Raw genomic sequence first — 13,114 nt, forward strand, 5'->3', positions numbered from 1 at the left:
ATGCTTAACGAAAAGAATTAAGGTAAATTGATTTGCTTATTTTCACGTGATTCTTTATAAAGCACGATTGTACTTCCAATAATTTGGACAAGCTCTGCTCTCGTTCCTTTTACTAATTGTTCAGCAACGATGTCCTTATCCTCTTCACAATTTTGCAGAACGGATATTTTCATTAATTCTCGTGCTTCAAGAGCCTCATCTACTTGTTTAATCATATTTTCATTTACGCCACCCTTACCAACTTGAAAAATCGGATTTAGGTGATGTGCTTTAGAACGCAAAAAGCGTTTCTGTTTTCCTGTTAACATTTTGTTATCCTCCTAGTTGTGAAAGAACGATATCTCTCATACGATTCGTATCTGGGAAAATCCCTGTCCATTTTTCAAATGCAAGTGCACCTTGGTACACAAACATATTTAAGCCATTTTGAATTGTTGCACCTTTGCTTTTTGCTTCTTCTAGAAATCTTGTTTCTAATGGATTATAGATGATATCGCTTGCTAATGCTCCAGCTTTCAAATTATGTAACGAAAGCGGCAAATCTTGAACTTTTGGCGCCATACCTGCAGGTGTTGTCTGAATAACTAGATCATATAATCCAAGATTTTCTTCCGCATTTTTTATATCATACACATTGGAATCGACTGAATATGGACAATCATTCTTAATTACCTCTGCCTTTAATACTGTCCGATTACAAATATCCAGCTTTTCAACTCCAGCCTCAGCAATTGTGAAATAAATAGCTCTTGCTGCACCGCCAGCACCAATAACCAATACTTTTTTATCCTTCAAATTTGGCATTTCCTTTTGCAGCCCTTTAACGTAGCCGCTGCCATCAGTATTATAGCCAATCAGTTTGCCGTCCTGATTCACAACTGTATTTACAGCTCCAATTGATTGTGCAAGTGGATCAAGTACGTCAAGCAATGGAATAATCGTTTCCTTATGTGGAACAGTCACATTAAATCCTGAAATCCCGATGGCTTTTAACCCCTTTATAGCATCTGCTAAATCCTCTCTCTTGACGTGAAGAGGATGGTAATGGGCATCTATACGATAGGCTTGAAATAAATCATTATGCATGGCAGGTGACATGGAATGGGCAATCGGATCCCCTATAACGGCAAAAAACTTTTTCACAATTTCTCTCCCCTTTAAATACGATTGCCAGAATTTATATTAATGATTTTCTTAATAAGGCATGAACACCCTTTGGAACATATGCAGCTACCTTTGCCCCAGGTTCATTGACTGTAATCCAGCCAAGACCTGAAAAAACTATATCCGTTTTTCCTTCTTTAATTGTAAATTCATGTTTAACAAGTTCCGGGAAGCTGTCCATTTGTTCCATCCTAGGCGGCGTTAACATTTCACCAACATGGTTTTTGTATAATTCATCCGCATTTTCCAATTTTGTACGGTGAAGATTTAAATCATTGGAGAAATGGCAAACAAAGGATCTGCGTCCGCCTGTTTTATAGTCAAAGCGCGCTAAGCCTCCAATAAAGAGGGTTTGCCCCTCATTCAGCTGAAAGACTGTCGGCTTTATTTCTTTTTTCGGCGTAATGATTTTTAAATCACGCTTATCAACATAATGAGCCATTTGGTGATGATTTATTATTCCTGGCGTATCAACAAGTGACTTCCCATCCGATAAGGGGATTTCAATGATATCAAGAGTTGTACCTGGAAAATGTGAGGTTGTGATCACATCACCTTCTCCTGTTACCTCTTTTAAAATTCGATTAATAAATGTTGATTTCCCAACATTCGTACAGCCAACAACATAAACATCTTTACCTTTTCGATATACATCAATTGCTTCAGCCACCTCAGAAATATTTTTCCCTTTAGCAGCACTTACTAGAAAAACATCTTCTGGCTTAAGGCCTAGCTCTTTTGCTTCTTGCTTCATCCAATTAATTAACTTATTGTGTTTAACCGATTTTGGCAGCAAATCGACTTTATTCCCTACAAGCAGGATTTTATTTTTTCCGACAAACCTATGCAGTCCCGGCAGCCAGCTCCCGTTAAAGTCGAATATATCAATGATTTTCACAATCAAAGAATCACTTTTACCTAGTTCATTTAAAATTTTCAGAAAGTCATCATCCGTTAAATCAACATCCTGCACTTCATTATAATGTTTTAAGCGAAAACAGCGCTGACAAATAATCGCTTCCTTTTCCAGCGCTGATAAAGGTGCATAACCAATTGCGGCTGGATCTTCAGTCTGAATCTTCACACCGCAGCCTATACAAATATATTGTTCACTCACAAATTAATCCTCCCACTGAATCATGCCTTTTTTCCTAAACCAATTTAAGATTAATCTCTCCACTTTACGATTGAACCGAGTAATAAAACCATCAGTCTGCGCAACTGGAACAACAAGAATGGTCCGAAATCCGCTTCGGTTACCGCCCAAAACATCAGTTAATAATTGATCGCCAATAACGACTGTTTCCTCTTTCTTAAGACCCATTTCAAGTAATGCTCTATTAAAAGCCCGCCCTAAAGGTTTTCGAGCCAATGGGATAAAGGGGATGTTAAGCGGCTCAGAAAAAGACCTAACCCGATTATCATTATTATTTGATACGATCGTAATCATGACATTACTATTTTTCATTTCTTCAAACCAATTTATCAACTTTGGTGTAGCATTCGGTCGATCCCATTCGACAAGGGTGTTATCTAAATCAGTAATAATTCCTTTTATGCCGTATTCCTTCAACTTTTCAGGGGTAATCTCAAATATACTTCTAACATGCTGATCCGGTAAAAATTGCTTCAACACGATATATAACACCTCTATTTACTTCTTTATTATAAAACGAAAAAGAAAAGTAATAATTTGTACTCATCATAAACAATTTTATTCTCTCTTTCAAACATAGGCTTAATCTGAGCTAATTAAGAAATTTTTCGACATTTTTTTCTCAAGAAATTTCTGTGGATAACTTTATTCACATTAAGCACACTCATTTATATGATTTCCCACCTTTTACTAACAACTTAACCACAGGTTATCCACTAAGCATTGTGGATAACAGAACGGTTGTTCTAAAGAAAAAAGTTTGCTAGAGTATGATTACAACATAAATCTTACATTATATGTATGAAGTCAATTATATAGAATTCTAAAATTAAAATTCATGGAGGTGAATGGACATGCGAAAGCTGTCAGACGAACTATTAATCGAATCCTATTATAAAGCAATCGAGTTAAAGTTAAGCTCAGACTTTATTAACCTAATAAAGACGGAAATTCACCGACGTTCATTGTCACATAAGATTAAAGTTTCATCCTAATGCAATGTTCCTTTTTAGTGGGGGTTACGGCTTTGTGAATTCACGATAAATATACCGGCCCCCGCAGAGCACCTTTTTTCCTCTTCCAAAACGTTATTTCTACTGTGTGATGTTCTTGTCATGATTAATATGGCCAATCCGCTCACCCACTTTTATGTCATATGGTGTTTTAATCGTTGACATTGGGGTAAAACTGTTTTTTTCGAATAAAAGGACAACCGTTGAGCCGAAGGAGAAATAAGCCATTTCATCACCCTTTGCCAATTGATCACCATTATGTATCACTTCTATTGAATTCACAAACATAGCCCCCACCTTAACAATTGAAAGCTTGCCGTTCATATGCTCTACTTCAGTTATGGTCCGATAATTTTTTGACAGTGCATCTTTTCCATATTTTAAACCATATTTATTAACTGGGTAGGATTTCTGACCCAATGTCCATTGGTCAAGAACACGGCCGGTAACAGGACTATGAATCCGATGATAATGACTAGGACTTAAATAGAAGATCATGTAGCAGCCATCCGTATATTTATCTAGCTTTTCATCATTCCCCATCATCTCTCTAATGGAATAATCCTTTTCTTTTACTGTAATAATATGTCCCGGCTTTATTAGGCCAATGTCTTCAATGATTGCATCAACCGGGCTCACAATGGAATAGGGATCTTGATCAATAAGACGTACTCCTTCTTTAAGAGACCTCGTAAAGAAATCATGCAAAGTGGGATATTCCGCTAATGTTTTCCCCATTTCATCCTGGTTAATTTGATAAGCTTTACAAAAAGATGGGACGAACAGGCGGCTGGCATTGGAACGAGCAAATCTTTTTAATAGTCCTGAAGTTATTTTACCGTTCGTAAGCTCAATAAAAAGACGATAAAGCGATTGTTTCATTCTTTCACCCCCAATATACTCTTTACGGTCAGTACTAAAAAGAATAAAATTAAATATTATAAAATAAGAACAGTAACGTGCTTACTTGTGAATCTAAAGCACTTAGGACGACAACTAGGCATATGATATCTTACCTAAAAAGGAGTGTGGTAAATGTTTTTAAATGATATTTTAGATCAAACCATAAAAAAACTAAAAGCACAAACTGCAAATGTTATCACTTTAGTGAATTTATCATTAGGCGGGTTTGCCATTATTTTTGCCTTAAAAGGTAATTTAAATCTAAGTTTGCTGCTCATTTTTGTCGCAGCACTTGCTGACCGGTTCGATGGAATGATTGCTAGAAAGCTTCAAATTGAATCGGAATTAGGGAAGCAATTAGATTCCATGAGTGATATTATATCATTTGGAGTTGCTCCTGCACTATTAATATATCAAGGAATTTTAATTGAATTCGGGGCCCCCGGTTCATTTTTCACCATTTTTTATATTGGCTGTGGAGCTTTCCGCTTAGCACGATTTAATATTAGTGAGAACAATGGCTATTTTACTGGACTTCCGATAACAGCTGCCGGCTGTCTAATTACATTGAGCTACCTTATGATTCCTTATATTCCTGCGCCATTCTTCTTATTTATAACGATTATCCTTTCATTTTTAATGGTCAGTCCGTTTAAATTGAAAAAGGTTTAGTAGAATACCTATCGCTTGATACCTAACAGAATAAATGTTATCCCAAATAAACACCATGGAATAAAAAATTGACCTAAAAGAGTTGTTTATTAACAACCTTTTGGGTCAAATTTTTGTTATTCACTTATTCAAAGAAGAAAAATCCAACTGGGTTCATCCAAACATGATCAATCCCCTTTGCAGTTACAGATAAATGCTCAAGAGTTCTAATCGGTATAAGAGGAGCTTCTTCTAACTCAATTTCTTGCAACTCCGCATACAATTCCATTCGCTTTTCCTCATTTGGTTCTTTTCTTGCGTCCTCAATTAGCTTATCAACTACTGGATTTTTATAAAAGGAAAAGTTTCCGACCGGTCCTGCTGAAGAGCTATGGAATACATTGTATTGATTGTAATCAGCATCTCCAGTTGCATTACCCCATCCGCCAATAAACATTTCAGATTTCCCTTCAGAAAGTGTTTCAATATAAACTCCGTACTCTAATACTTGTATCTCTACTTCTACTCCAATACCTTTAAGTTGAGATTGAATAACTTCTGCTAAATTAATACGCTCTTTACGATCATCGGTTACAATCGTTGTTTTAAAACCGTTAGGAAAACCAGCTTCTTTTAATAAGTTTTTTGCTTGATTCACATCATATGGAAAATCTTTTAATCCATCGTGAAAGCCAATCACCTTTGGAGCCAATGCCGATGCTACTCTAGATCCGACACTATTGTATACACCTTTTATGATTGCGTCCTTTTCGATAGCATGTGCAATCGCTTGGCGTACTTTCACATCTGTAAATGGTTCCTTTTCTACATTGAATCCAATATATTCAACACCAAATCCTTCTGTTCGAAGAACAGACATTGATGAAGAACCCTCCACTCTATTTAGCTCTGTTACCGGAAGTTGATCGGCTACATGTGCTTCTCCTGTTTCGACCATTGCGACTCTTGTCGATTCTTCAGGGACTACTTTATACGTAAGTTTTTCAAAAGAAGGTTTTGTTCCCCAATATTCTTCGTTGCGAAGAAGGACCATTTCTTGCCCCGGCTTCCAAGATTCGAACTTGAAAGGTCCTGTCCCAACAGCATTGATTGATAAGTCAACTCCTCCTTCATTAAATGCTTTAGGACTAATAATGGAGCCTTCACTGCTTGCTAACACAGACAATAATGCTGAAAATGGATTATTTAAATGAAGTACTGCCGTATAATCATCTTTAACCTCAACTTCCTTCAACATGGAAAAAACTACGGCTCTCGGTGAAGCAGTTTTTTCGTCTAGCAGGCGATCGAAAACCTGCTTAACAGCTTCAGCGTTAAAATCGCTTCCATCATGAAATTTTACATCTTTTCGTAACTTGAATTCCCAAGTTAAATCATCAATCTGACTCCATTCTTCTGCCAATGCTGGAATATAGTTCGAGTCCTTATCCCTTGATACAAGACTTTCATATACTTTCCCATATACATAATTTGCAGTAGGATTACTTGATATGAAGTGTGGATCAATATTTCCTGCGTCCGCTTTTCGAGCTACTATTAATTCATTAATCTCTTCCTTTTCAACCTTTTCTTTCCCATCCACATTCTCTTTTGTAGTGGAACATCCCACGAGACCAAACATTAATACCAGTAATAATACGATTAATTTATATGGCTTTTGTACAATACTCATTTTTTTCCTCTCCTTTTCTACTTTTCTATCTTTTGTTGTTCACTGTCACTATTCAAAGCTGAAGAAAAAAGTTTCTCCGGACCAAGACTCTGATAATCCCTAACTATATAACTTGCTTTAAGTTTTGTGAAATAATCCTTCCCTTTTTTCTTCAATTCTGTAAAATCTACTCCCGGTATGGTTCTGTCCTTCATAACAGTTCTACCATTAATAATAGACATTTTAATATCACTTCCTGAAGCTGCAAGGCACATTGTTCTGAAAGGATCATCAATATTGCCAATGTGAAAGCCTGACATATCTACAACGATAATATCTGCCTTTGCCCCAGGTGCAAGTCGTCCTAAATCAGGACGACCTAAAAAAGATGCTCCTCCAATTGTGGCTGCTCTAAAAATATCAGCAAAGGTAGAACCTTGTACTTTTTTTGAAGTTATGCGTGATAATATTGCCCCTGTACGGATATTTTGAAAAAAGTCTGGCGGAAACGCATCGGTACCTAGTGCAAGTGGTATTCCCATCCCCAAATAATTTGAAAATGATTCCATTGCAACACCATGCCTCCCCAACACTAGGGGACAATGAATTACTGTTACACCTGTTTCGTGTAAAAGCTTCAAATCACTGCCATATTTTTCCTCTTCCCCTACATACTCAGCTGTATAAATTGCGTGAGGTATTGCCGTATTCTTATCAAGGAAACCAATATCATACAGAAAACGAATTGGTGTTTTTTGATAACGACTTACAATTTCTTTATATTCGAATTCACCTTGGGCTGCATGAAGGCGTACCGGACATTTTAATTCTTTACTATACTTTTTTGTTTTAACAAGAATATCTTCAGATTGGGTTTCAATTCTTTCAGGTGCAAGCATCCCTCTTATCAGCCCGTTATAAGCACCATCGTACCGCCGAACAAATTCAACCGCTCGCTCCAAACCTGCTTGACCCTCGTCTTCATCAAATTCCACAGTTATCTCTCCATTTGGTGACACGACTCTAATTCCGGATTGATAGCTTGGTCCTAAATATACACGTAAACCTAACATTCCTGCATGATGAACCGCTGCTTCTAGTTCTTTATATGTCTCTGCCCACTTTTTGTAGAAAACAGATGTAATCGGCATTGCAGTTGTAACACCATTTAGTATTAGCTGAGAATATGCATAAAGAGACTTGAATGCCTCTTCTTCCTCCGACATAAACTCTTTTGGTCCAGCATCGTAATACTCTTTTGACCAAAGCAGATTTTTGCGTTTTTCTTCTTCTTGTTCAACATGAATGGAGTCATGATCAATATCACCAAGTGCATCAAGATCAATAAAGCCAGGGCTAATTACAGCTTCTCCAAAATCGATTGTTTCATCAACCTGCCCATTGAAACATTCTCCAACATACAAGATAGTGTCGTTTTCATAAACAATTTCTGCATTGGTTAAAATTGTATGATCATTACCATCGAAGGCAATTACGTATTTTGCCTTTAGTTTTTTCTTCATAAAATTTTTACCTCCATTTTCTGCTCAAACTCTTCCTTATTAAAACGCCTTTCATCCAAATATGCTCTTGCATGTCCCCAAAAATAAGAAGTTGGCTGCATAAAAGGTTCCAATCCTGCTCTTTTAACTGTTGCCCAAGCTTCTTCATTTGCTTCGTCTAGTACTTGCTTCTCATCCACCGTATTTACAATTCTATTTTCCATTACTACATTACCGTCTACAATTACAGTATCAACATCACTTCCTACTGCTTGGTATACAAGACGGTGAACATGCATGAAAGCCGGAGTTAAATGTGGCTGATTAAAATTAACAGTTATTACGTCTGCTTTTTTGCCTATCTCAAGTGAACCAATTTCATCGTCCCAACCTACACATTTTGCAGCATCGATGGTGACCATCTCCAATAGTTTTCCTGGTGGTAAATAATAATAATCCCTAAGGGCTGCCTGTTGAAGAAGCTGCATACGCCTCATCGCTTGGAACATATCAAATGGGCTAATTGGTGATGTTCCATCTGTAGTAATTGCAACTGTAGTTCCCATTTCAATTAATTCAGTAACAGGTGTTCGAGCATTAATTGATCCAAAACCTGGTGATGCACTGACATTAGTACCTGTTTCAGCGAGAATTTTCGCTTCATCGAATGATATTCCACGACAATGCTGTAAATGAACATCAGGGCCGAAAAGTGAAAACTCCTTTTCCTTAGCTGCAAGGTGAATCATTCCGCCAAATGCATCAGAATGAATACGCGTATCATATTTTTTAGCGATTGAACGAACCAGCCGAGCCTGCATTTTATCATGATCTGTCAGCCTATGAAGTGATTCCAGTGGCGTAGGTGCAGATGAATTGACAGATGTAACAATGACATAAGGAGTAATAAAAGCTCTTATATGATCATTATGTGAATGGTTAAGGGCCTCTATAACCGCCTCTGCTCCTTTAATAGCCTGATCAAAAGTAACCTCCTCGACTATTCGCTTTCCATCTTTCCATCGGCTAAATGACTGTGGCCACGGAGGGTTAGCCGGACCTGTACAAACAATTTCTCTTACTCCAATTTCTGTATAAGCCTTTGCATGATTTATGGAAAATATCGGATTATCCGAACGAGGTACAGACCCCATAACTGAAACTCCTGTTGTCACTCCACATTTTAATCGTTCGAGTGCTGATAACTTGCCTTCATAATACCAAAACTCATCGGTCACAAAGTGCTTGTATGCAGTTGTTATTATAGGCATCCAATCTCCAATATTATCTGAAGCTATCGTTTTGAAAAGTGAATGGCCCCCGTGACCATGCGCGTCAATAAAGCCTGGCATTATTACATGACCTTTACAATCAATTACCTTCTTTGCCTGATACTTTTTGTTTAAATCTTCTGAATTGCCTACATCAATAATTCTTCCTTTATTTATTGCTACTCCGCCATTTTGAAGTAACCGCCTTTGCTTATCCATCGTTACGACAAATCCGTCTGTTAAAAGTAAATCAATCAATAAAATGCTCCTCCTTTATATTTCTGAATTTTTAATATATTTAGATTATGAATGATGCTAAATATTTTGTTTTTCGTAATTTTTACTGCTTTTTATAGTTTTTTGTCTTTTTATTTTTGAAGCCCAAAGAATTCCTTTGTATCCATATTTCTTCACACATATTCCCTTCTATTCTTACTCCATGTTTTTATAGTCAAGGAAGACCGCCTCCTCATGCGTTGTTCTTTACAATAGTGCCTTGATGAAGGACTGTTTTGACAGGTGCCCTTCTCGCTACTGCATGTGCGGAGCAAGTGGCATCCAAAAGAATCATGTTTGCAATATCTCCAACTTGTGGCCATACTTTTTCACCTAATTCGTTTAGTGGCGTAACACCGCCTGATGCAAAGCCCCATGTTCGATTAAGGCTGTATTCATCTATTAATCTAAAACGCTCTCCTAGAATACTCAGCTTCTCTATTGTGTTTCCAGTTCCAAATGGAGACCAATGATCTGTTAAACAGTCATGACCAACTGATACAGAAACACCATATGACTTTAAAACCGGAACAGGAATGGTTGGTCTATTGATAGGTATCGTTGATGTTATATCAATTCCAGTATCCAGCAAAGTTTCTATCACCGGGATTAACTCTTGTTGTTCTAAATCTGCAAGCGCAATTCCATGACTAATTGTAACCTGACCTTCCTTTTTTGCATGTTTCGTTACTTCCGCCAACATATTAATTGTAAATGCACCAAGTGAACTTGGATCGTGTAGATGAATATCTATGCCTGTTCCTGCTTCAATCGCAATATCCATCATTGTTTCAAGAGATTGATTAATATTTCGGTCAACCGTAGCTGGGTCCAGTCCACCTACAATCGTTGCACCATATTTCATTGCCTCTCTCATTAAAGACGTTACACCGCTTCGTAACAATCCATGCTGCGGAAAAGCAACGATGTCATAGGTTAATTTTCCCTGAAAACTTTTAAAAGCTTGTACTGTTGCTTCTAGATTACTGAGCCCAATAACAGGATCTATATTACAATGTGTACGAATATGTGTATGCCCCTGTGTTAACAGCAAATCTATAATTGCTTCTGCTCGTTCCTGTACAAACGGAAGTTGCTTGGGAAGAAGAGACTGTTCTTCTTCAATACGTGAAAATATTCCCTTTGGAGCAGGATTACAAGCTTTCCAAGGTCCAGTAAAATACGTTTTGTCTAAATGGATGTGCATATCACGAAAAGATGGCATTAGCAGTTTTCCATTTGCATTTAGCACATCAACACCATCTTTATGAACCGAAGAAGATACTTCCTTTACTCTACCGTTCTCAATAAACAAATCCATTAACTCTGTTTTTGTTCCGCATACCCTGTCTCCTTCATATTCAAAACCTGTTTCTACCCGTGCCTGCTTAATAAGTAAGGTATCCACTCTTTTTTCACTCCTTTTATCAACCTAGAAAATAAACTCTGAACTTCTCCATATTTCATTTTCCAATTTTAATTATAAAGAAAGTTCTGTCGTGATTTTTTCATTATACTTACTATCTTTTTTAATATTTAAACTATTCTAATTAATACTATTTACTTTCTAGCTGACTTTTTTTATTTTGGATTTAGAGAATACGCTCATTTCACATTAATTCCTAAATTTATTAAAGGAGGATATACCATATGGAAGTTAAACCTTTAGTTTCAAGCACAAATCCATCACTTCGATCAATTAGAAAAGCTAGTAAACAGGAGAGATGGAGACAAGTTATTTTTTCCATCACTTCTAATCGAGCTGCATTATTTGGTGGAATTATTATTATCTTTTATTTAATCATGACTCTTTTTGCTCCATTTCTAGCTCCTTACGACCCCTACGTCATTCAGCTTGAAAACAAGCTGCAGCCTCCGAACATTGAGCATTGGATGGGTACCGATGATAAGGGACGTGATATTCTAAGCCGAATCCTTTATGGTTCAAGATTATCGATGGGTGTAGGGATTTCCTCTGTACTATTTGGAGCTATCTTTGGAATTACATTGGGGCTTCTTGCAGGTTACTACGGAAAGTGGGTAGATAATATTATTTGCCGAGTTCTTGATGTAATGCTAGCTTTTCCAGGTATTTTACTTGCTCTTGCAATCATCAGTGCTTTAGGACCTAGTTTAATTAACGTCACAATTGCAGTTGGTGTTTTTTCTATTCCTTTATTTGCTCGAATCGTTCGCGGTTCAACTATGGAAGTAAAAAAGCTGGAATACATTGAAGCGATCCGTGTACTAGGCGCAAATGATGCAATCATAATTTTCAGACACATACTTCCGAATATACTATCCCCTATAATCGTTCAAGGTACATTACGATTAGCGACAGCCATTTTATCAGCTGCTGGGTTATCGTTTTTAGGTCTTGGTGCACAACCTCCTTCTCCGGAGTGGGGAACTATGCTTTCAAGTGGACGTGACTTTCTTTTCAGTGCTCCATATATGGCGATTTTTCCTGGTTTAGTCATCTCAATTCTAGTATTAGGGTTTAATCTTTTTGGTGATGGATTACGTGACGCTCTGGACCCACGAATGAAAAAATAAACTCATGAAAGGTGAGGTTTTATGTTATTTTTCGTATCAAAACGCTTACTGCAAATTATCCCGGTTATTTTTGGTGTAACGCTTGTTGTATTTCTCATTATGCAAATGGTCCCTGGGGATCCGGCTGCGATTTTGGCAGGCGAAGGTGCATCAAAAGAAACAATTGAACAATATCGTAAGGACCTTGGTTTAGACCTTCCTCTACATGAACAGTACATAAACTATATTGTTAACGTGTTTCAAGGCGATTTAGGACATTCTATTAAAAATAAGCAACCAGTTCTTAATGAAATTATGCAACGGTTACCAATTACAATTGAATTAGCCTTTTTCAGTATTTTAATCACCATCGTTCTTGGTATGGCCGCTGGGATTATTTCAGCAATAAAACCTTATTCCCTTATGGACTTTTTGGTCATGTTAATTGCACTACTTGGAATTTCATTACCTAGCTTCTTTTTTGGTTTAGTTATGATGTATGTATTTTCTATTAAACTACAAATTTTACCGGTAGCTGGATGGGATAGTATTTTGCATATAATATTGCCTGCTATTTCACTTGGAGTTGGCGGTGCAGCCATCGTTGCTCGTATGACCCGCTCGACTATGCTTGATGTCGTGAGTCAAGATTATATTCGTACAGCACGTGCCAAAGGAGTAAAGGAATACGTAATTATTTACAGGCATGCATTACGGAATGCACTTATTCCAGTTATTACAGTTGTTGGACTTCAGTTTGGTTCGCTTCTAGGCGGTACTGTTTTAATTGAATCTGTTTTCGCAATAAATGGACTTGGTCGAATGATTGTCGATTCAATAAGGACAAGAGATCTTCCTATGGTTCAAGGTGGAATACTTATAGCCTCAATTATCTTTGTCATCGTAAATTTATTTGTAGATATCCTATATCGATTTTTTAACAAAAGAATTGAACTTAATTAGAGGAGGAA

13 protein-coding genes are annotated in these 13,114 nt (G+C 37.1%); 4 read left to right on the forward strand and 9 right to left on the reverse strand.

Features of this window, described 5'->3' with window-relative positions; genetic code table 11:
• Positions 1-17: 17 nt before the first annotated feature.
• From yhbY to V7122_RS07935, 4 genes are read right to left on the reverse strand one after another with little or no spacing between them, the layout of a single operon-like run.
• On the reverse strand, positions 18-308 hold the full coding sequence (gene yhbY / locus V7122_RS07920; protein ID WP_335355293.1) for a ribosome assembly RNA-binding protein YhbY: 291 nt from the start codon (positions 306-308) through the stop codon (positions 18-20).
• Positions 309-312: 4 nt separating this feature from the next.
• Entirely contained in the window at positions 313-1,143 is an 831-nt protein-coding gene (gene aroE, locus V7122_RS07925; protein ID WP_335526246.1) for a shikimate dehydrogenase, read from the reverse strand.
• Between the two features lie 34 nt (positions 1,144-1,177).
• The gene (yqeH, locus tag V7122_RS07930) at positions 1,178-2,281 is read right to left on the reverse strand and encodes a ribosome biogenesis GTPase YqeH (RefSeq protein ID WP_335346888.1); all 1,104 of its coding nucleotides are present in this window, start codon (positions 2,279-2,281) and stop codon (positions 1,178-1,180) included.
• Positions 2,282-2,284: 3 nt separating this feature from the next.
• Entirely contained in the window at positions 2,285-2,800 is a 516-nt protein-coding gene (locus tag V7122_RS07935; RefSeq protein ID WP_335346889.1) for a YqeG family HAD IIIA-type phosphatase, read from the reverse strand.
• A gap of 374 nt (positions 2,801-3,174) precedes the next feature.
• On the opposite strand from V7122_RS07935, the gene V7122_RS07940 reads away from it, so the two are divergent.
• Positions 3,175-3,315: a sporulation histidine kinase inhibitor Sda gene (locus tag V7122_RS07940; protein ID WP_335346890.1), complete on the forward strand. Its 141-nt coding sequence runs from the start codon at positions 3,175-3,177 to the stop codon at positions 3,313-3,315.
• A 99-nt stretch (positions 3,316-3,414) separates the two neighbouring features.
• Here the strand turns inward: V7122_RS07940 and V7122_RS07945 are convergent, their stop codons facing one another.
• On the reverse strand, positions 3,415-4,215 hold the full coding sequence (locus V7122_RS07945) for a phosphatidylserine decarboxylase (RefSeq protein ID WP_335526248.1): 801 nt from the start codon (positions 4,213-4,215) through the stop codon (positions 3,415-3,417).
• A gap of 153 nt (positions 4,216-4,368) precedes the next feature.
• Here V7122_RS07945 and pssA point away from each other — a divergent pair, with 153 nt between their 5' ends.
• Complete coding sequence (gene pssA / locus V7122_RS07950) at positions 4,369-4,908, forward strand: CDP-diacylglycerol--serine O-phosphatidyltransferase (RefSeq protein WP_335346892.1); 540 nt, start codon at positions 4,369-4,371, stop codon at positions 4,906-4,908.
• A gap of 124 nt (positions 4,909-5,032) precedes the next feature.
• On the opposite strand, the gene V7122_RS07955 is transcribed toward pssA, so the two are convergent.
• The 4 genes from V7122_RS07955 to V7122_RS07970 form a co-directional block, all read right to left on the reverse strand.
• Positions 5,033-6,580 carry a glutathione ABC transporter substrate-binding protein gene (locus V7122_RS07955; RefSeq protein WP_335526250.1) on the reverse strand — a complete coding sequence of 516 codons (1,548 nt, stop codon included), beginning with the start codon at positions 6,578-6,580 and terminating at the stop codon, positions 5,033-5,035.
• 17 nt (positions 6,581-6,597) lie between these two features.
• The gene (locus V7122_RS07960; RefSeq protein ID WP_335346894.1) at positions 6,598-8,082 is read right to left on the reverse strand and encodes a chlorohydrolase family protein; all 1,485 of its coding nucleotides are present in this window, start codon (positions 8,080-8,082) and stop codon (positions 6,598-6,600) included.
• Positions 8,079-9,590, reverse strand: a complete 1,512-nt coding sequence (locus tag V7122_RS07965; protein ID WP_335346895.1) for an amidohydrolase family protein — start codon at positions 9,588-9,590, stop codon at positions 8,079-8,081. Before V7122_RS07965 ends, V7122_RS07960 begins: the two co-directional genes overlap by 4 nt.
• Before the next feature lie 211 nt (positions 9,591-9,801).
• Positions 9,802-11,016, reverse strand: a complete 1,215-nt coding sequence (locus V7122_RS07970; protein WP_335526252.1) for an amidohydrolase — start codon at positions 11,014-11,016, stop codon at positions 9,802-9,804.
• A 242-nt stretch (positions 11,017-11,258) separates the two neighbouring features.
• Here V7122_RS07970 and V7122_RS07975 point away from each other — a divergent pair, with 242 nt between their 5' ends.
• Both V7122_RS07975 and V7122_RS07980 read left to right on the forward strand, forming a co-directional pair.
• On the forward strand, positions 11,259-12,164 hold the full coding sequence (locus V7122_RS07975) for an ABC transporter permease (RefSeq protein WP_335346897.1): 906 nt from the start codon (positions 11,259-11,261) through the stop codon (positions 12,162-12,164).
• Positions 12,165-12,185: 21 nt separating this feature from the next.
• The gene (locus V7122_RS07980) at positions 12,186-13,106 is read left to right on the forward strand and encodes an ABC transporter permease (RefSeq protein WP_335346898.1); all 921 of its coding nucleotides are present in this window, start codon (positions 12,186-12,188) and stop codon (positions 13,104-13,106) included.
• The last annotated feature ends 8 nt before the right edge of the window (positions 13,107-13,114 follow it).

Origin of the sequence: Bacillus sp. JJ1532 (assembly GCF_036965085.1) — a bacterium.
In the GTDB taxonomy this organism is placed as follows: Bacteria; Bacillota; Bacilli; order Bacillales; family Cytobacillaceae; genus Cytobacillus.